Source organism: Kribbella sp. NPDC003505, from assembly GCF_040610875.1.
Classification (GTDB): Bacteria; Actinomycetota; Actinomycetes; order Propionibacteriales; family Kribbellaceae; genus Kribbella.
The window spans coordinates 375,874-394,922 of sequence record NZ_JBEXNA010000003.1 but is presented as its reverse complement, the minus strand read 5'-3'; the positions used below and the strand labels follow the sequence as shown (position 1 = coordinate 394,922).

Genomic DNA, 19,049 nt, shown 5'->3' with positions numbered 1-19,049 from the left:
TGGTGCAGGTGTGATGTCTCAGGACATGGGTGACAGTTCTGCATCAGGAATCGGTGACACTCGATCTCTCAAGACACCGGTGACACTCATGGCCAACGGTACGGCGACGCTTGCCACCACTCCGTGATATCTGTCCAATCGCCGACCCGTGCATCCGCAAGCTGGGCCTTCAAGTCGCCGCGGCGCCCGTAGCACAGCAGCACGAAGGTGAAGACGCGCCGGTCGACCGTGACGATCACGCCGAAATCTTGGTCGACGTCATCGGGAAATAGGTCCGCCAGGACGTCACCCTCCAGATCCACGCCCTGGCTGGGTAGCAGCTCCCTCAGTCGCTTGTACGGCTGGCCTTGGGACGTCCTGAGCAGCGTCGTTGAGAGCCGCGCCGTCGTCTCATCCACCGCGCCACGCTAGCGTCGCCTGCTCAGACAGTGGCGTGACGGCGCGCGGATCGCGGCTCAGAGTGCGTTCGGAACGCCTCAGATGGATTCGAGATATCTGGCCCAGATCACGGCCTTGCGGTACGGCCCGTCCTCCGCCAATCCATTTGGCGCTCGTCGAACCTGACCGAGTATTCGAACTCCCCGGGACGACCCCCAGAGCCCACAAGTTGAGGCGAGGTCGTCTCATCGATCGTGCCGGTGAAGACCTGCCGCCATGGGCCGTCCCACTCCTCCGCCTCGATCACTCGCACCCGGGTTCCGGGTGGCATGGTCCCAGATGGCCAATCTCCGGCGATCGGGTGTCCGACTATCGCTTCGATGGCTGCACGGTCTCGGAGCACGTCCGCGTCGTCGTCGCTGTCGGTCACTGGAACAGTATCCCTGGCTCGGCCGCTTATCAGCTGATCGGCGGTTCAGTGCTTCACGACAGCGGATGAGTACGTTTCGGTCGCCGCAGTCAGATGCCTCAGCGGTTGTCTTGCCTGATTCCCTCGAAGGTCCCGCGAGGTCCCGGCCTCTGATCCGTCATCTCCTGGCGCAACTTTGGGACTGCCACGTCGCGAAGTACCACCAAGATCTCGGCGACCAACGGTTCGGTGTCCTGCGAGGCGTACAGCCTCCACCAGTGATCGCCCCCGTGGGTGAGGTGGCCGATGCGCTGCAAATAGCGGTGCGGTCCGATCGTGTTCGGCGATGGCTCGGCGGAAAGGTGCGGGGAGCGTTCCCTCGCTTCCTCCCATGCCTGCTTGCCGACGACGAGAAGGTTGATAGTGAACTTCACCCATTCGGCGTTGCTCGCACTCGAACTCTGGAAGCCCAGCATTACCCAGTCTCGGTCGTCAGGAAGCACGAAGAGGCGGCCCGAGCCCTTGAAGCCCAACTCCCGGAGCGCAGGTGCCCAGCGGTGCGCTAACACGCTCTTGAACAGCTCAGGTGCCCGCTCGTCCGCCGGCGGCGGCTGGGGACTGTCGCTGGGTCGGTGGTTCTTCCGCTTGAGGAACGCCATGCCGAAAGTCTCGCAGCGACCCCCCAACCGGCGCACCCATCGGCATGGGCACTTCACCATCGGCGACATGTCCGGAACCGATTGGGCTATGTGGCCGCGCGTGAGGTTAGGGCAGGTTGAGTCCATCCAGGATGAGGTCGCCGGAGAACAGATATGCCACCGCGAGAGCAAAGAACACAGCAGGGACGATTAGCGACGTGCCGGCCCGTCTCGTACGCAGGATCACATAAACGGGGAGAAGCAAGACACCCCACCACGCCGAGACCCGTACGCCGGATCGCCGTAGCGCCGCGGAGTCTGCGCCGGCTACGGCCCAGTTCGTGAGCGTGGCGAAGAGAAGTCCCGCCATCGCGGCGTCGCTTGCGCCATATCCCGTGACAGAGTCGCTTTCCCCGAACAGTTCGAACGCAAGGACGTCACACGCGAGCCACGTCACCGGCAGTAGGGCGAGGAACCAGGCCGTGGCTGGTGCACGCAATGTTGGTCGAGCTGGGGTCGTACGTGAACTGTCCGCGAGGTCGTCGCGGCGTGCAGCCATGTTCTGTCACGCTTCATCCGAGACACCCGGAAAGTTCTACCAGCCGCGCGCAGCCGACGCACTCAAATCGGCATGGCCGCACCTTCCTATCTGCGGCCTGTGCGCTCACTCGTAGACTGTCGCGGCCCTGAGCGCATCGTTTACGACTTCCCAGCCGTTGCCAGGCGGTACAGTTCGTCGGTTCAGGTAGTAGCCGCCCGAATCGGCAAGCCAAGAAGCGAAGGCCTCGAGGTACTCGTGGAGCGCTGCATTTTGTCCAAGGCCCACCCAACGCCGCCTCTTCAGCGAGGTCACGGGCCGTTGCTATGACCCGGTCCCGGCCCATGGCCAGCGACGCGGAAGGGCAGCCACCGGCTGTGCACTCCTCGTCTACGTCAAACTCGCCATGCTCGAACTCGTAGTGAAAGCAGACGTAATGCATTCGCTCGAAGACCTCGAACTGTGCTGCGGAGACCTTGACGGGTCGATGGCATCGTCGGCACTCAAGATCCATGCCCGCAGCATGCCACGCGGCGGCGCTTCCGCGGTCGATAGGCCGTTTCGGGCGAACGCCCGCACATCGGCACGCCAACGCTTCGCTCTCGGCGGCATGAGCGGACGTTCGGTGACAGGGTCCGTTGAACCACTATTGTCGAGCCCGTGGAGCGTGCTGAGCGTGGGGGCTTGTGCCTGACCCTTGAGGAGGCTGAGATCGTTCGAGCCGCCCTCTTCACCATCGAGCATTACATGAACAACGTCTGGGATCAGACCGAGATCCGCGCCGTATCAGGTTTCACGGTCGACCGGTTTGCGAGTGTCCGTCAGGCGATCGACGCAGCCGGCGATGGGCCATCCCGCTGAGCTCGTAGCTAGCGACGGGTGATCGCCATTCCGTCCTGATCGCGGCTGCTTGTCCGGACGGCTGCTCTCCCGGGCGTCTACTGCGCCGAGCGGGGCGTCAATCCTTCAGCGCCAATGACTCCGCCCACTTGTTCGGCCGACCAGCCCGGTGGTCACGCAGTCGGTCCTCGACGTGCTCGGGGTCCCAGACCGCCGAGCGTTCCAGGCCGGCGCACTGGGCGCGGCTGGCGTTGTCTTCGCCCCAAGAGCCGTCGGGCCTCTGCCAGTAGATGCTGAGCGCGCCGAGCGGGTCCTCCTTGAACGATCGGTAGACCTCGGTCTGCTCCTGCTGGGAGAGCGGTACAACGTCGAGCAACGTCCAGTTGCTCGCACGTCGGAAGGCGCGATCCATCACGCCACGGTAAAGACGACCTCGCCACCGACCACGTCGTGGGGGTCTACCTGTTCGGCGTCGGCCTCGGCGTCGAACCGGTCGTAGAACTCCACCCGGACGCTGCGCAGTTGGCGGCCCCAGCCCACGAATCCGTCACCGAGGGGAATCCGCACCATCCGGCCTGGCTCGCGCTGCCTCTGCATTGAGGAAGTCTATGCCCGAGGTGAGCACGGACATCGGCAGATCCGGAAGGACATGCCTTGCAGGCCGGGCCAGCCAACGCACGCAGCCGATGGGCGGGCAAGGTCGGTTCACATTGCAGTCGATGCCAAACCTGAGGCCGCGTGTGCGATGAGGAGTGCGTATGGATCGGCGGCTGCGGCGTCCTTGAGGTAGAGCCGGTTCTCTAGCTCGTGAATCCGCGCGTACTGCTGAGAAGTCACAGCGGGGTGTCGCTCGGCGAAACTGGACACGGATCCGATCTCGAAAGGCGTCTCCGCATCGAGTCGACTCGGAACGAGGACCGTGGCTGCCTCCTCGAGCAGCCGAGCATCGCTCGGCATCCCAACGGACCGGAGGGCATCAGCGACGAGCCGGAGATCCTCCGATGCCCGGTTCTCGAACCAGCCCAGAAGGCCTTCCATCTGCAGGTGAGTGTCGAAGTCGCACACCACCAGGACTTCCCGAAGCCATGGTGGGATGTCGGGATCGCGCCGACGGTCGGCCTCCTCGTACATGCACAAGGGCAGCTCATTGATGACCCGAGCGGCAGTCCAATCATCGGGAGATTCAACGATTCGGTCGACGAGGCTCACAAACGCGATTGTGCACGCTCATCGTTGCCAGACGAACGTCCGGACAAGTGGCCGCTGTCCGTGAAGCACGGATCTGCCGATGACAGCGCGCCTGCAATGGCAGCCTCGCATCGGTTCTGACACACTGCGCGGGTGTTTAGCCGAAGGAAGAAGCAGCAGCGGACCCGTGCCGCCACCGGGCCTGACGATGCCGAGGTCTCGACAAGCATGGCGGGGCTCGCCAACGCCTTTGTGACAGGATCGGCGCAAGAGGGACACCACTTCGACTATGCAGTTGAGAACGCCCCTCGACTTGACGCGCTGGTGGACCTGTTTTTGCGGAGTCAGCCCAGCGACGATGTGGTCCACAGTATGGCGGTGAGCATGGGTGCCTACGTCGGCGAGTTGATCGTTCGCAACGGCGGCGGCAGTTGGACACACGTGCCGGAGGGGGACGCGCCTGGCGTACGACTGACCTCGGGGCTGGTCTGCTTCCCGCTGAACAAAGTTGCAAAGCGGATCACAATCGGTCCCACGCACAGCATCGCCCAGTTCGTGGGAGTGGCCATGGCAGGCGTCCTGCCGCCTGGAGCGCAGCCGGTCAAACCGCCACGCGGAGGCTGACTGTCGATGTCCGGACATGCCGCTGAGCGAGCGCGCCCGCGATCGGCCGAGCAGATGCTGTGGTTGGCCATGAGTGTCACCGATGTCTTGAGAGATCGAGTGTCACCCACGTCCTCACACAGAGCTGTCACCGATCTCCTGAGACATGACAGCCAGTCAGTGCAGGGCGTCGAAGACGTCTCGGACGAAGTAGGTGTCGGCCAGGGCGTCGTGGATCGCGTAGGACGACTGGTCGATGCCGACGGTCGCCGACATCTCGCCGACGTCCGCGGTCGGCGGGTGCTTCGTGTGGCCCAGCAGTTGGCTGATGACGCACACGAGACGGAAGTCCCAGGACACGTCCGCCGCGTCGTCGGCGACCAAGCCGTGGAGATGCATCAGATGTAGTACGTCGGTGGCATCCATCCACGGCGCGGCCCCGACCCACAACGGCTCGTCCGCGGTCAGTTCGGCCATGAGCTCCGCGACGTCCCGGCCGCTGCACACGTCCTGTTCGGATCCGTTCAGCGACGGGTGACGATGGAAGCGGCTGATCTCCAGCGCCCGCTCGGTCGCGGCCGACAGGTCCAGTTCGTCCAGCCGGATGAACCGGTTGTACGCCGTCTCTCGCCCGTCGTCCTCACGGCGGATCACCGCCAGCTGCCAGATCTGCCGGCCACCTGGGAGCCACGGTTCCCGGACGCTGGTGGTTTCCAGATCAACGAAAAGAATCGCCATCCTGCAATCCAACCAAGGCGATACGGTGTCGGCATGTTGAGGCAGGTTGCGGAGGGTGTGCTGGTCCACCGGAGCGAGTTGCTCCAGAACAACACCGTCGTCGTGCAGGGCCGCGCAGGTGTGCTGCTCGTCGACCCGGGCATCACGGGCGCGGAGATGGCCTGCCTCGCCGATGACCTTCGGGCGATGGGCCAACCCGTCGTCGCCGGCTTCTCGACGCATCCCGACTGGGATCACACGCTCTGGCATCCCGAGTTCGGCGATGCGCCTCGCTACGCCACCGCCCGCGGTGCGGCCTTCCTGCACGAGCTGCTGTCCGACGCCGCCTGGAAGGACCGCGTCGCCGAGGGACTGCCGCCGGAGATCGCCGGCGAGATACCGCTGGACCTGTTCGGCCAGGTCACCGCCCTGCCGGCCGGAGCCACGAAGCTTCCGTGGGACGGACCCGAGATCCGGATCGTCGAGCATCCGGCGCACGCCCAGGGCCACGCGGCGCTGCTGATCGAGGAGCCCGGCGTGCTGGTCGCCGGCGACATGCTGTCCGACATCCTGATGCCGTTCCCGGACCCGGGCGCCGCGGATCCGCTGGCGGACTACCTCACCGGGCTGCAGCTCCTCGAGGGCGTGGCGGCCGCCGTCGAGGTCGTCGTCCCCGGTCACGGCTCCCCCGCCGCCGGAGCCGATCAGGTCCGCGTCCGGATCGCGCAGGACCGGGCGTACGTGCAGGCCTTGCAGGACGGCCGTCTCGCCGACGACCCGCGGATCGGCCCGTCGGCCACCTACGGCACGGACTGGCTGCCCGCGGTGGCCGAATGGCATCTCCAGCAGTTCGGCCGGAAAACCGATTGACCGGCACCACGGCCGCGCTGGTACCGTGCCGTGGTCCGTGACATCACACCAGGAGGTGAGGCCCCGATGAACGCTGTAGCGCAGTGGGTGCTCCCCCTCTCGTGGTCACGGGCGGGCGATTGACGTAGGTGTCGTCGGGAGCGCCGCGAGAAGCTCCCGAAGGGAAACACCTATGAACTCTTTGCCTTTCAGTCCGGGCGTCGGCGCGGTGACGATCTCACGCGTCGCGGACAACCAGTGGCACGCGATCGAGAACGATCTCGTCGTCGGCCGCGGTCACGCCTCCCGGCGGCTCGACGGCCGGACCTTCCTCAGCATCGACACCTGGCGGGACGCCGTCTTCGACCGGCTCGCCGCCGCGATGCTGGCCGACCTCACGGGCCCGCTCCACACGGTCGTCGACGAAACCGACCGTGACCTCACGGCCAACTGGGAACGCGCGGGACTCACGATCTGGCGCCGCGAGGCCGAGTACGTCGTACCCACCCGGCCGATCGCACCGCCGGCACCGTCAGCACCGTCAGGGGTGCACCTCGTCACCGACGTCGCCGAGGCGCCGCTGCGCGAGCTGGACCAGGCGATCCGCGACGAGGTCGGGTCCACCGTCGGCTGGCACACGATGCCCGCGGAGGTGCTGCCCTGGCAGGGCGGGACGCGACCGATCGACCCGTCGAAGTACACGGTCGCCGTCCGCGACGGCCGGTACGTCGGGTTCGTCCGGGTGGCCACGAGGACGCGGCGCCCGCGCATCGGGCTGGTCGCGGTGCTGGCCGCCGAGCAACGCCGAGGCATCGGCCGGGCACTGCTGGGCCACGTGCTCGACGGATTTCACCGCGCCGGCGTCGAGGCCGCCACGGCGGAGATCGACGAGACCAATACCGCGGCGACGGCACTGTTCGAAGGGATCGGCGCCGAACGCACCGGCCGCACGCTCGAACTGATCACCGGGAAGGCCTGACCATGCCCAGAGCAGCAGGCGGTATCGAGGTCGATGGCACGGTTGTCGAGTGCCTCCGCAACGCCACCTTCCGGGTCGAGCTCAGCAACGGCCACAAGGTCCTGGCGCACATCAGCGGCAAGATCCGGAAGAACTACATCAAGATCCTCCCCGAGGACCGCGTCCTCGTGGAACTCAGCCCCTACGACCTGAACCGGGGCCGGATCATCTTCCGCTACCGGAACTGACGGCAACGACCTGCTGGAAGTCGCCAAGTTCCAGCAGGTCGCCAAGTCCAGCAGGTCGCCAGGGGCCGGTCAGCGGGTGGCGCGCGCGGCGTCGACGATCACGCCGGTCACCGCGTCCGGGTCGGAGATCATCGACAGGTGCGGCGCATCGACCTTGGTGATGTGCGCGCCGGCGCGCTGCGCCATGATCTGCTGCGCCGCCGGCGGCAGCACCTTGTCCGCCGTACCGATGACGTCCCAGGACGGGATGGTCTTCCACGCCGGAACACCGGCGAGGGTCTCAGAAAGCGTGCTGGCCGTCAGTGGCCGTTGGGTGGCGGCCAGCACGGCGGCCTGCTTGGCAGGGATGCCTCCGGCGAAGAGGCCGGCGAACAGGTTCGGCTTGATGTAGACGTCGGCGTTGACGACGTTTCCGCCGGCGTCGTGGATCGGCACCGTGGTGATCGAGCTGTTCGGGTCGAGTTCGGAGCCGGGCTGTGCGGCGGCCAGCGAGCCGATGCTGTCGCCCTGGTCGGGGATGAAGGCATCCACGTAGACGAGGGCCTTGACGTTGGGGTTGCCGGTGGCAGCGCTGGTCGTCACCATGCCGCCGTAGGAGTGCCCGACCAGCACGACCGGGCCGGTGATGGTGGCCAGCAAGTCACGCAGGTACAGCGCGTCGGTCGAGAGACCGCGCAAGGGGTTCGCGACGACATCGACGGTGTACCCGGCGCTCTGCAGCTTCGAGGTGACCGCAGACCAGCTCGAGCCGTCGGCCCACGCGCCGTGCACCAGCACGACCGTCGGTTTGACCGACGTGTCGCTCTGCGTGGTCTGCGCGCTGCCGGTGCGGGCGCTACCGACTCCCAGCGCGAGCAGGGCGGCGGTGAGAGCCGCGACAGCCGCGGGCAGTGTCTTCTTCGGGGTACGCATGGCATGTCCTTCTGCAGGGTTCGTTGACCGCTCGGCGGGCTCGCCCAAGCGGTGTCGGAACCGACGCTAGGGGCCGACAGACCCGCTACCGCCGTTACGCGCAATGTCCTGCACACCTTGCAGATTCCTGTGCACGAATGGTCCACCCGCCGGATCACGGTGTGCCAGGGCTCGCCACTCGCGCGGCGAGAGCCCATAGGCAGTACGGAAGACGCGCCCGAAGCTGGAGGGATCGGTGTATCCCCAGCGCCGGGCAACCGTTGCTATCGTCAACGATCGCAACTCTGGCCGGGCGAGGTCCTGGCGGGATCCCTCCAGCCGCTGATCGCGGATCCAGGCACCGAGCGAGATCCCGCCCGTGGCGAGGACGTTGTAGAGGTGCCGCACCGAGATGTGGTGCGCGGCGGCGATCTGACCGGCGTTCAGCCCGGGGTCGCCCAACCGGGCGCGGACGTACTCCAGGATCCGTAGCCGGAGTATCGCGTGCAGCGGTTCCTGCCCCGGTGCGTTGGCGTCCAGGTGGGTGGTGATCAGTGCACGGACGAGTGCGATGCTCGGGTGGCTCACGGCGTCCGCGTCCGGGTGCGTGTAGATGTCCGGGCGGCTTGCCAGCCGGTGCAGATAAGTGGCGACCAGGTCAGCGATCGGATGCCCTGGACTGAGAGTCGTGGCACAGACCTGTCTGATCACGTCATGCGGCAGGCCCAGGGCAGCGATGGGGATCCGGAAGAAGTGCTGGCGGATGCCGTCGGGATCCACCAGCGTGTACGGCGCGGTCGAGTGGCACATGACCAGCTCGCCCGGTTTCAGGACCGCCTCCCGGCCACCTTGGACGACCAGACTCGAACCGGCCAGCTGGAGACCGAGGAAGATGCTCGGCACCAGCCCGTCCCGGGCCAGGGCCGGGGTCCGCTCCACGGTCACCGCGTTCGAGCTGATCGAACATACCGTGAGCTGTCCCAGCCGGCTGATGGCGCCGTACGCCGCCGGGGGCCCGGCCTCGGCCGGGAAATCGATCTCGACCCGGACCTTCGAGCTGCCGATCGTCTCCCGCACCACCTCGGCGCGATCGGCGGCAGGCACGCTGCGCGTATCGAGAATGTCCGTCATCCCGCCCACCTTCGCTCCGGCTACTCACCTGCCTGACTTCTGTTTGTCTAAGTCAGCCTATCAGACTGTCGTCCACGCAAGTCAGCCCTACACTTGTGACATGACAGATCTGCTCAGTCACCGGGAGACCTGGTCGATGGCCAACTGCGCGGTCGCCGCCTCGATCGACGTTGTCGGCACCCGGTCGGCGATCCTGGTCCTGCGGGAGGCGATCTTCGGCACCCGCAGATTCGAGGACTTCGTCCGCCGGGTCGGGATCGGCGAGCCCGCGGCGGCAGCCCGGCTCAAGGAGCTGACCGCCGCCGGACTACTGGAACGGGTGCCCTACCAGGAGCCGGGTCAGCGGACCCGGCACGAGTACCAGTTGACCTCCAAGGGCATGGACTTCCAGCCCGTTGTCTACGCCCTGCTTCAATGGGGCTCGAAGTGGGAGACCGACGAGGCGGGCCCGCCCTTGCGGGCGACCCACCGCGATTGCGGCGCGCCCGTCGGAGTCCGCATCCGTTGCGACGACGGCCACGATGTCGATCCGGACGACGTCGCGATCGAGGCAGGCCCGGGGCTGATCACCATTCCCTGACCTATCTCACACACCTCCCGTCGCGATCAAGACTAGAACATGTGTTCGATGAGGCGTTAATCTGAAAACATGCTTGGTCGGTTCACGGTTCGCCCGGCCGACGACGGATCTGACGGGTTCGGCGTCTGGGACGGTGCGGTCAACGGGTGGCGTGCAACAGGTATCGGCGAGGAGGCGAAGGCGCGGGAGCTCGCCGCCGATCTCGACGTGCAGTACGACGCCCACGGTCCTCGGGCGGCGGACGCCGTGCGGCACGTCGACCCCGCGCAGCCGGTGCAGCGGGCGACCTGGTCGACCGGCGAGCTGGATGTCTGGATCCGGGACAACGGCGTCTGGCTGGGCCGGTTCCGCGACAAGGACGGGCGCATCACCTGGGTGCCGGGCACGGACCTCAGGCCGCTCTAGGGCCTAACCGGGCGGCTTCGCGGCGTCGGCGGGCTTGGGGTTCGGGTCGCCGATCAGGCGTTTCGGCGGCGCGACGAAGCGCTCGGCGGGCAGGCCGCGGAGGGCGCCCTGCATGGCGGTCTTCCACAGCGGGCCGGCGGTGCCGGAGCCCGTCGGGTCGGCGATGTCCTGTCCGTTCAGCGTGTGCCGGTACATCAGGTTGGTGTACGGCAGGTTGGCGTCGGCGACCACCGCCGCCGCGGCCAGGTTCGGGGTGTACCCGGCATACCAGACGGCCAGGTTCTCCTGGATCGTTCCGGTCTTGCCCGCCATGTCCCGGGTGCCGAACCGCAGCCGGCCGCCCGTCCCGCCCGGCATCATCACCGCGCTCAGCACCCGGTTCACGCCGTCCGCGACCGCCCGCGGGAGGACCTGCTTGCAGTCGTATCCAGGGCCCGGGACCGGGCGCCCGGACTTGTCCCGCACCGACGTGACGACGATCGGCGTGCAGTACTTCCCGCGCGCCGCGAATGTGGCGTACGCGTTCGACAGCATCAGCGGTGTCACGTAGCCGACGCCGAGCGTCATCGAGATGACCTGGTCGAGCGGCTCGCCGGTCTGTCCGTTGTACATCCCGAGCTTGGCCGCGATCTTCGCGATCGGGCACAGCCCGGTCCGCTGCGACAGCTGCAGGAAGTAGGTGTTGGTCGAGAACCGCGCGGCCTCGACCATGGTCAGGTCACCGCTGTGGGTCGAGTTCTTCGGCCGGTACGTCGGGTCGCGCGTCCAGCCCGTACAGGTGCGGAACTTCTTGTTGCTCAGATCGATCTGCTGCGGCGAGTTGATCCGGTAGTCCATCGGGATGCCCTGGGACAGCGCCGCGGCGATCGTGAACGCCTTCATCGTCGAGCCGTTCTGGAACCCGCCGTACCCGCCGGCGTACGACTTCTCGACGTTGTAGTTGTAGTTCGTGTGGAACTTCCCGTTGCCGTACGGGCGGCTCTGCACCATCGCCTTCACCAGGCCGGTGCCGGGCTCGACGATCGTGATCGCGGCGATCGCGGAGTCGGTGCGCTTGCTGTGCTCCTCGATCGACGCCTGCGCCGCGGCCTGGATCCGCGGGTCGATCGAGGTCCGGATCAGCAGCCCGCCGGTCTTCAGGTAGTGGTCGCGGTCCTTCACGGTCGCGCCGAGCGCCGGGTTCGCGAGCAGCTTGGAGACCACGTAGTCGCAGTAGAACGGGTACCGCGAGTTCGCGCATCCGTTCGGCACCGGCTCGACCTTCGCCAGGTCGATCACCGGTGTCTTCAGCGCCTGGTTCGCCTGGTGCACGGTGACCACACCGAGCTCCAGCATGCGCTTGATCACGACGTCCCGGCGAGCCTTGGCGCGGACCAGGTCGTTGGTCGGGTCGTAGCCGGTCGGGTTCTTCACCAGTCCGGCCAGCGTCGCGGCCTGCGGGAGCGTGAGATCGGCGGCTGAGGTCCGGAAGTAGTGCTGGGCCGCGGTCTGGATGCCGTACGTCCCGTCGCCGAAGTTCGCCAGGTTCAGGTACCGCTCGAGGATCTCGTCCTTGGACAGTTCGCTCTCGACCGCGATCGCGTACCTCAGCTCGGTGAGCTTGCGCTGGTACGAGACCTCGGTGGCCTTGGCCCGCTCGGCCGCCGTCTTCGCCTTCTCGACCAGGCTCATCTTCACGTACTGCTGGGTGATGCTCGATCCGCCCTGCTGCACTTCGCCGCCGGTCTGGTTGCGCACCATCGCCCGCACGGTGCCCTTCAGGTCGAGCGCGCCGTGGTCGTAGAACCGGGAGTCCTCGATCGCCACGATCGCCTTGCGCATGATCGGGCTGACCGAGCTCAGCGGCACCGGCACCCGGTTCTGCTCGTACAGGGTCGCGACCAGCGTGCCGTCCGCGGCCAGGATGCGGCTGCGGACGGCGAGCGGATCGCTCGTGAACTCCTGTGGCAGGCTCTGCACGGTGGCGGCGATCTGCTCGGAGCCGCGCCCGGCGAAGCCGGCGAACGGGATCGCGAGCCCCGCCGCCAGCGCACCTGAAAGTACGCTCACGCCGATGAACAGAATCAACGACCGAGCCTTACTGCGACCGCCCCTGCCGGTACGCACCCTTCCAGGCTAGACGAGTGATCAAGCTCCGGGTACCCCGGAATTGATTGCCTCGATCAACTTCGGCCGCAGTTCCCGGGCACTGATCACCGCGTCGACCGACCCGACGTCGCGGGCCCGCTCGATGCTGTGCACCCGGTCGAACTCGGCCGCCACCTCGCCCAGTTTCTCCGCCCGGACGACGGTTCGCACGTCCGCGAGTTCGGTGGCCAGCGCCGCGCGCTCGGCTCCCGAGGCCTCGCCGACGCGCTCGGCCAGCGACGCCACCCGCGGATCCGCGGCGGTCCGCGCGTCGACCTCGGCCGCGAACACGACCGCCGCCGCCGGCGCGCCGCCGAGCACCGACGCGAACGAGCCCTCCACCGCGAGCACGGTCATCGACGGGTTCAGCGACTTCGAGAACACCACGAACGCACCGCCGTGGTACCGCGACACCACGCAGAACACGATCGGCCCGCGGAAGTTCACCATCGCGCGCCCGATCTCGGCGCCGTACTCGAGCTGCAGGTTCCGCATCGAGTCCGGCGACCCGTCGAACCCGGACAGGTTCGCGAGCACCACCAGCGGCCGGTTCCCGCTGGCCGAGTTGATCGCCCGGGCGACCTTCTTCGACGACCGCGGGAACAGCGTGCCGGCGGTGTAGGTGTCCGGCCCGTCGGTGGGCGGGAACCCGCGCCGCGGCACCGACCGGGACTCGATCCCGACCAGGCACACCGGGAACCCGCCGAGCCGTGCGTCCTGCACGACCGCGGTGTCGGCGTCGGCCATCCCGGCCCAGCGCTCCAGCACCGGGTGGTCCTGGTCGGTGACGGCCCGCATCAGCGTACGGATGTCGAACGCCTTCTTCCGGTCCGGGTTGGTCGCCGCGGAGAAGATCTCGCCGATCGTCTTGAAGTCGCTCCCGGCCACCTCGTGCGGGTACGGCGTGACGTCGCGATCCGCCGGGTCCGACGTCTCCGCCCGCCGCGGCCCGCGCTCCCCCGGCACGACGTACGTGTGGTCGTAGTACGTCATCAGCACGTCCCGGGCGCCCTTCAGGTCCGGCGCCCAGTACTGCGCCTGGCCGTTCGGGCCCATCACCCGGTCGTAGCCGCCGATGCCGAAGTTGTCCTCGGCCGAGACGCTGCCGGAGAAGTCCAGCGTTTGCTTGCCGGTCAGCACCATCGCGCTGTCCGGCGTCATCACCAGGATGCCCTTGGTGTGCATCAGCATCGTCGCCTCGGCGTTCCAGTACGGCTGCGCGCCGACGTTGATGCCCGCGACCACGACGTTGATCTCGCCGCCTGCCTGGGTGAACTCGACGATCCGCTTCAGCGCCTTGGCGACCCAGTCCATGTTCTCGGTGCCGGAGTCCATCGAGATCCGGGCGCCCGCGGACAGCGAGTACCACTCGACCGGGACCCGCATCCGCTCGGCCAGGTCGAGGGCCGCGATGATCCGCGAGCACTCGGCCTCGGCCACCGCGCCGAGCGCCTTGGTCGGGTCGCCGCTCATCGCGACCCGGGTGACGCCGTCCGGGTACCGGTCGGTCGGGGTGCTGACGATGCCGACGATGATGCCGGCCTTGTTCAGGCCCTTCGGCCGGTCCACCGGCACCAGGTTGCCGCTGTCGTCCAGGTCGTGCTCGACGAACGAGCCGCCCTGGCCGGCGACCATGCCGCTGACCTCGTACGGGTAGATCGTGTTCCGCCGCCGCGAGCGCTGCACCTTCTGCGCGTAGTCGTCGAGCGGCAGCAGCCGGCCGGTCGGCGGCTCCTCGATCGACGTCACGACCCCGGCGCCGTGCTGGTAGTAGAACCGCGCCGCGACCGGGTTGACCGAGCCGTCCGGCGCCGCGACGTCGCCCTGCACCAGGACCTCCTCGATCCCGGCGCCGGCGGTCATCGGGGCGATGTTGCGCTGCAGCGCCGTCACCTCGTCGACCTGGACGTTCACCACCGGCCAGATCTGCACCCAGACGTGGTTCATGTCGAGTTTCGCGCCGGCCGCGCCGCGCGCGGTCCGGGCCCGGCGGATCGCCTCCAGGCAGTTCGAGATCGCGCGCTCCGCATGCGGGAGCGACGTGACCTGGCCGTCCTCGTCCCGGGCGACCGCGAACTGGCGAACCTGCGCCAGCGCGACGAGCCTCCGGTCGGCCTCGTTGTCACGGGCGACGCAGTAGTAGAGCAGCACGTCCTCCGGCGCGTCCAGCCGGGTGATCCGGAAGTCGCGCAGCCGCCAGAGGTTCAGGCGGCGGCCGACCATCGGGTGCACGCCGCGGACGTTGTCGTCCTCGGCCATCGACCCGCCGGCCGGCCGGTAGGTGAAGTACGAGACCGGGCGGCCCTGCCCCGGGGCGACCGCGACCGAGATCCGCCGGACCCGCTGGGCGATCGGCAGGTCGGCGACCATCCGGCGGTAGAGGTCCGAGGCCTCCTGCTGCGACTCGGGCAGGTCCGGGCCGTACAGGTACAGCTCGACGACGGCCTCGTGGCCCGCCGTCCGGGCCTCGACCCGGTCGGTCAGCGCGCGCGACAGGCCGCTGTCCCGGTCGGCCAGCTCGGCGACCGTGCCGACCGTCGTGACCAGGTGGCTGGGGCGGTCGTCGATCGTGTAGTCGGCGGTCGCGAACGGCCGCCCGTCGACGGCGAACTCGCGCAGGTCGTGCAGCTCGTACTCGCGGTAGTGCCGCCGGACGAGCACCTCGAGCATCGGCTCCCGCTCACCCCAGCCGTGCTCCAGTCGCTCGGCGAGGAACCGGACGATCGGCTCCGGGATCGCGGCCAGCGCGTCGATCCGGCGCTGCCGGTCCGGCGAGTCCGGGTGCGCGGCCAGGTCGGCGACCTCGTCGCGCACGCCCGCGATGATCGAGGCCCGCTCGGCGTCGACCTGGGGCTGGTCGAACCAGCGGAACCGCACGCTCCGGGCCAGGTCCCCGACGACCGGGAAGCGCAGCTGCGTGGCCAGCACCAGCCGGTCGAGCAGCTCGTGCACGGCCTCGTCCAGCGGTGCGTCCGGCAGCGGCTCGGCGATCCACCGCTGCAGCACCGACGTCACCAGCAGGACGTCGGGAGTCGAGCGCTGCTGCGCCAGGAAGATCCGGAAGACCGCCTCCTCCAGCTCCGGACTCCGCTCCAGCCCGGTCACGCCGTAGTGGCTCAGCACGCGGGTCAGGCGGGCCTGGAACTCGGCCGGCAGCCCGCCGCGGTCCGGATCCAGGCTCTGCAGGTAGGTGTAGAAGTACTCGCGCGGGCTGTGCACCCGGTTCTCGAGGGTGGTGTCCGTGCCGGCCGGCCGGTTGCGGCTCAGCTCGGCGAAGTCCGCGAACACCGTCAGCAGCTCGATCTCGGCGCCCACCGGCGGCTCGGAGCGCTGGTGCGCGAGCTCCGACCGCGCGGACAGGTAGTCGGCCAGCATGCCGCCCTCGTCCTGCGGGTCGATGTCGAACCCGAGCAGCATGCTCCGCAGGTCGTCCAGCCCGCGCTCCACCCGCTCGGCCGCGGACTTCTCCCCGGTCCCGTTCGGCAGGTCCAGCTGGACGCCGTTGGTCGCCGGAGCCGCCTCCTCGGCCGCGGACTCGTCCGCCACCGGCTCCAGCCGGATGAGCGGCGCGCCCGTCTCCACCTGGCTGCCGGTCGAGACCAGCAGCTCCTTCACGGTCGCCTTGAACGGCGCGTACAGCACCGTCTCCATCTTCATGCTCTCGAGCACGAGCACCGGGGCGCCGGCCTCGATCTCGGCCCCGGTCTGCACCGGCGTCGCCACCACGAGCGCCGGCGCGGGCGACCGCAGTACTCCGCCCTCGTCCCGGCTCACGCGGTGCGTGACCCCGTCGACCTCGACCAGGTGCACCGGGCCGTGCGTCGCGGTCACCAGCCGGAACCGCTGCCCGCCGACGACCAGGCGGCTGCGGTAGTCGTCCAGCCGCTCCAGCTCGGCGTCCACCACCTTCAGGTGCTCGTTGCCGTTGCCGACGCCGACCCGGAACCGCTCCGGCCCGATCCGCGCGACCGTCACCCGGTAGCTCGCGCCGCGCAGCTTCAGGTCGATCGCGCGGCCGACCTCGTGCTGGACCTGCGGCCGGCCGCCGTGCGCGGTCTCCAGCAGCCGGGTCCGCTCGACCTGCTCGGCGTCCTCGTACCCCTCGATCGCGGCCGCGACCAGCGCGACGCCCGAGTGCCGGTGCGAGACCAGCCGGCCCTCGCCGCGGACCCGGTCGATCCAGCCGGTGTCCGCGCTGCCGTCGATCACCTCGGGCTGGTCGAGCAGCTCGAGGATGAAGCTCTTGTTGGTCGCGCCGCCCTCGATCAGCACGGTCGTCGCCTGCATCGCGCGCCGCAGCCGCGCCAGCGCCTCCTCGCGGGTCCGCCCGTACCCGATCACCTTCGCGATCATCGAGTCGAAGTCGGCCGGGATGCTGTCCCCGGCGCTCACCCCGGTGTCGACCCGGATGCCCGGGCCGGCCGGCAGGTCCAGGACGACGATCCGGCCGGGCGACGGCGCGAAGTCGCGGTCCGGGTCCTCGGCGTTCAGCCGGGCCTCGACCGCGTGCCCGCTCTCCACCGGGCGGGCGCCTTCCAGCCGGCCGCCGGACGCGACGTGCAGCTGCGCCTTCACCAGGTCGAACCCGGTGGTCAGCTCGGTGATCGGGTGCTCGACCTGCAGCCGGGTGTTCACCTCGAGGAACGCGAACGACTTCTCGCCCGGGTGGTACAGGAATTCGACCGTCGCGGCCCCGCGGTACCCGACCGCGATCGCCAGCCGCTCCGCCGATGCCTTCAGGTCCTCGACCTGCGACGCGGACAGCAGCGGCGACGCGGACTCCTCGATCACCTTCTGGTTGCGGCGCTGCACCGAGCAGTCCCGGACGCCGAGCGCCCACGCCGTCCCCTCGCCGTCGGCGATCACCTGGACCTCGACGTGCCGGGCGCCGGTGACGAGGCGCTCCAGGAACACCACGCCGCTGCCGAAGGCGCGCGCGGCCTCCTCGCTGGTCCGCGCGTACGCGTCGGACAGCTCGTCCGCGGAGCCGACCATCCGGATCCCGCGGCCACCGCCGCCGGCCGTTGCCTTCAGCATCAACGGGTAGCCGATCCGGTCGGCGGCCTCGAGCGCCGCGTCGAGCGACTCGACCGCGCCGCGGCTCCACGGCGCGACCGGGACGCCGACCTCCTCGGCGATCAGCTTCGAGCCGATCTTGTCGCCGAGCTTGCGCATCGCCGCGGCCGACGGGCCGATGAACGTGACGCCGATCCGGTCGCACAGCTCGGCGAACGCGGGGTCCTCGGCAACGAATCCCCAGCCGACCCAGGCGGCGTCCGCGCCGGTCTCGCGCAGCGCGCGCTCCAGCACCCCCAGGTCCAGGTACGGGCGGGCCGATGCCGGGCCGAGCGGGTAGGTGATGTCCGCGGCCCGCACGAAGGTCGCGGTGCGCTCGCCATCGGTGAACAAGGCCACGGTCTCGATCGGGTCACCGCCTTCGGCGTTGACTTCCCGGACCGCGTTGATCAGCCGCATCGCGGCCTCACCCCGGTTCACGATTGCGATACGCTTGAACATCGACCGCCTCCCTGTCGCACCCTGCTTGTATTGCTGGGATCGCCAGCTCTGGCACAGGTTTTCAGCACATCACCGTTACCGTCGAGTCGGCCCCCTGTTCAGGCGTGTTTCGACCTCTGGTACCACGTCTCGCGCGAACCTGATCGTCTGCTCGAGCGGGTCGCCTTCCGGCCAGAACACGAACGCCCGGAACGGCTGCCGCGTAACCAGTTCGGTGACGAAGTCCGCCCACTGCCCCGGCGTCCCCCGCAACGGAGCGTCACCGTGCGTCGTGTCGGTGTCACCCGGCCCGTCGGTCACGGTGCCGACGATCTGCGCGATCCGTAGTACGTCGGCCGGATCGCGGCCCGCCGCCTTGGCCGCCTCGTCGATGATCGCGTTCGCGGGCGCCAGGTCCTGGTACGGCAGGTAGCTCGGGATCGGCGCCGCCCAGCCGTCGGCCAGCCGCCCCGTCAGCCGCAGCGACCGCGGGCCGATCGAGCCGATCCAGATGCCGATGTCGTGCGCCGGCGGCGGACCCGGCCGGGTGTTCGCCGCGTAGTACTTGCCATCCGCAACCACTCGCTCGGTTCCCGACCACAGCCGCCGCAGCAGGCCGATCCCTTCCTCCAGGGCCCCGATCGCCTCGCCCGGCGTCCGGTCCGGACCGCCGAAACCCTTGATCGCGCGCGGGATGCCGCCGGCTCCGAGGCCGAGCTCGAACCGTCCGCCGGACACCCGGTCGAGCGTCGCGGCGAGGTTCGCGAGCATCGTCGGCGGACGCAGCGGGAGCGGTGTCACGTCGGGGAAGAACCGCAGCCGCTCGGTGCGGCTCATCAGGTCCCCGATCACCGCCATCGCGTCGAGCTGCGCCGGTGCGTACGGGTGGTCCTGCACACCGACGTACGTCAATCCGCCCTCCTCCGCGGCCGCGACGACCTCGCGGTGTTCGGCGAGGTCCGGGGTCGGTGTCACCTGTACTCCGAAATCAACCATGCAACGAGCATGACCCCAGGGTGCGGAAAACTGCCCGGCAGGGCTTATGGGAGGGGA

Annotated in this window: 18 protein-coding genes; 7 read left to right on the top strand and 11 right to left on the bottom strand. The window is 68.8% G+C overall.

The genetic code is table 11. From position 1 onward, the window contains the following. Positions 1 to 86 precede the first annotated feature (86 nt). A complete protein-coding gene (locus ABZX12_RS10960; RefSeq protein ID WP_355691980.1) occupies positions 87 to 398 on the bottom strand; it encodes a hypothetical protein in 312 nt (103 codons plus the stop codon). 508 nt (positions 399 to 906) lie between these two features. Next, a complete protein-coding gene (locus ABZX12_RS10955; protein ID WP_355691978.1) occupies positions 907 to 1,446 on the bottom strand; it encodes a DUF4304 domain-containing protein in 540 nt (179 codons plus the stop codon). Positions 1,447 to 2,623: 1,177 nt separating this feature from the next. Between ABZX12_RS10955 and ABZX12_RS10950 the strand changes: the two genes are divergently transcribed. Beyond that, positions 2,624 to 2,824, top strand: a complete 201-nt coding sequence (locus ABZX12_RS10950; protein WP_355691977.1) for a hypothetical protein — start codon at positions 2,624 to 2,626, stop codon at positions 2,822 to 2,824. Between the two features lie 97 nt (positions 2,825 to 2,921). On the opposite strand, the gene ABZX12_RS10945 is transcribed toward ABZX12_RS10950, so the two are convergent. The 3 genes from ABZX12_RS10945 to ABZX12_RS10935 form a co-directional block, all read right to left on the bottom strand. Beyond that, on the bottom strand, positions 2,922 to 3,215 hold the full coding sequence (locus ABZX12_RS10945) for a hypothetical protein (RefSeq protein WP_355691975.1): 294 nt from the start codon (positions 3,213 to 3,215) through the stop codon (positions 2,922 to 2,924). Continuing rightward, on the bottom strand, positions 3,215 to 3,400 hold the full coding sequence (locus ABZX12_RS10940) for a hypothetical protein (protein ID WP_355691974.1): 186 nt from the start codon (positions 3,398 to 3,400) through the stop codon (positions 3,215 to 3,217). Before ABZX12_RS10940 ends, ABZX12_RS10945 begins: the two co-directional genes overlap by 1 nt. Positions 3,401 to 3,508: 108 nt before the next feature. Beyond that, on the bottom strand, positions 3,509 to 4,012 hold the full coding sequence (locus tag ABZX12_RS10935; protein WP_355691972.1) for a hypothetical protein: 504 nt from the start codon (positions 4,010 to 4,012) through the stop codon (positions 3,509 to 3,511). A gap of 132 nt (positions 4,013 to 4,144) precedes the next feature. Between ABZX12_RS10935 and ABZX12_RS10930 the strand changes: the two genes are divergently transcribed. After that, positions 4,145 to 4,615, top strand: coding sequence for a hypothetical protein (locus ABZX12_RS10930; RefSeq protein ID WP_355691970.1), 471 nt, complete (start codon positions 4,145 to 4,147; stop codon positions 4,613 to 4,615). A gap of 156 nt (positions 4,616 to 4,771) precedes the next feature. Here the strand turns inward: ABZX12_RS10930 and ABZX12_RS10925 are convergent, their stop codons facing one another. Then, positions 4,772 to 5,332 (bottom strand): hypothetical protein, encoded by a 561-nt coding sequence (locus tag ABZX12_RS10925; RefSeq protein ID WP_355691969.1) that lies wholly within the window; start codon positions 5,330 to 5,332, stop codon positions 4,772 to 4,774. Between the two features lie 33 nt (positions 5,333 to 5,365). Here ABZX12_RS10925 and ABZX12_RS10920 point away from each other — a divergent pair, with 33 nt between their 5' ends. From ABZX12_RS10920 to infA, 3 genes are all read left to right on the top strand, one after another. Beyond that, on the top strand, positions 5,366 to 6,181 hold the full coding sequence (locus tag ABZX12_RS10920) for an MBL fold metallo-hydrolase (RefSeq protein WP_355691967.1): 816 nt from the start codon (positions 5,366 to 5,368) through the stop codon (positions 6,179 to 6,181). 172 nt (positions 6,182 to 6,353) lie between these two features. Continuing rightward, a complete protein-coding gene (locus tag ABZX12_RS10915) occupies positions 6,354 to 7,139 on the top strand; it encodes a GNAT family N-acetyltransferase (RefSeq protein WP_355691965.1) in 786 nt (261 codons plus the stop codon). Between the two features lie 2 nt (positions 7,140 to 7,141). Continuing rightward, positions 7,142 to 7,366, top strand: a complete 225-nt coding sequence (infA, locus tag ABZX12_RS10910) for a translation initiation factor IF-1 (RefSeq protein WP_355691964.1) — start codon at positions 7,142 to 7,144, stop codon at positions 7,364 to 7,366. A gap of 69 nt (positions 7,367 to 7,435) precedes the next feature. Here the strand turns inward: infA and ABZX12_RS10905 are convergent, their stop codons facing one another. Both ABZX12_RS10905 and ABZX12_RS10900 read right to left on the bottom strand, forming a co-directional pair. Continuing rightward, positions 7,436 to 8,278: an alpha/beta hydrolase gene (locus ABZX12_RS10905; protein WP_355691962.1), complete on the bottom strand. Its 843-nt coding sequence runs from the start codon at positions 8,276 to 8,278 to the stop codon at positions 7,436 to 7,438. A 66-nt stretch (positions 8,279 to 8,344) separates the two neighbouring features. Continuing rightward, entirely contained in the window at positions 8,345 to 9,388 is a 1,044-nt protein-coding gene (locus ABZX12_RS10900) for a helix-turn-helix domain-containing protein (RefSeq protein ID WP_355691961.1), read from the bottom strand. A 100-nt stretch (positions 9,389 to 9,488) separates the two neighbouring features. On the opposite strand from ABZX12_RS10900, the gene ABZX12_RS10895 reads away from it, so the two are divergent. After that, a complete protein-coding gene (locus ABZX12_RS10895; protein WP_355691959.1) occupies positions 9,489 to 9,968 on the top strand; it encodes a helix-turn-helix domain-containing protein in 480 nt (159 codons plus the stop codon). A gap of 69 nt (positions 9,969 to 10,037) precedes the next feature. Continuing rightward, positions 10,038 to 10,373 (top strand): hypothetical protein, encoded by a 336-nt coding sequence (locus tag ABZX12_RS10890; RefSeq protein WP_355691957.1) that lies wholly within the window; start codon positions 10,038 to 10,040, stop codon positions 10,371 to 10,373. A 3-nt stretch (positions 10,374 to 10,376) separates the two neighbouring features. Here ABZX12_RS10890 and ABZX12_RS10885 read toward each other — a convergent pair whose 3' ends face one another. From ABZX12_RS10885 to ABZX12_RS10875, 3 genes are all read right to left on the bottom strand, one after another. Further along, the gene (locus ABZX12_RS10885; protein WP_355691955.1) at positions 10,377 to 12,422 is read right to left on the bottom strand and encodes a transglycosylase domain-containing protein; all 2,046 of its coding nucleotides are present in this window, start codon (positions 12,420 to 12,422) and stop codon (positions 10,377 to 10,379) included. Positions 12,423 to 12,500: 78 nt separating this feature from the next. Next, on the bottom strand, positions 12,501 to 18,017 hold the full coding sequence (locus ABZX12_RS10880) for a carboxyl transferase domain-containing protein (protein WP_355691953.1): 5,517 nt from the start codon (positions 18,015 to 18,017) through the stop codon (positions 12,501 to 12,503). Positions 18,018 to 18,092: 75 nt separating this feature from the next. Continuing rightward, positions 18,093 to 18,992: an LLM class flavin-dependent oxidoreductase gene (locus tag ABZX12_RS10875; RefSeq protein ID WP_355691951.1), complete on the bottom strand. Its 900-nt coding sequence runs from the start codon at positions 18,990 to 18,992 to the stop codon at positions 18,093 to 18,095. Positions 18,993 to 19,049: the final 57 nt, after the last annotated feature.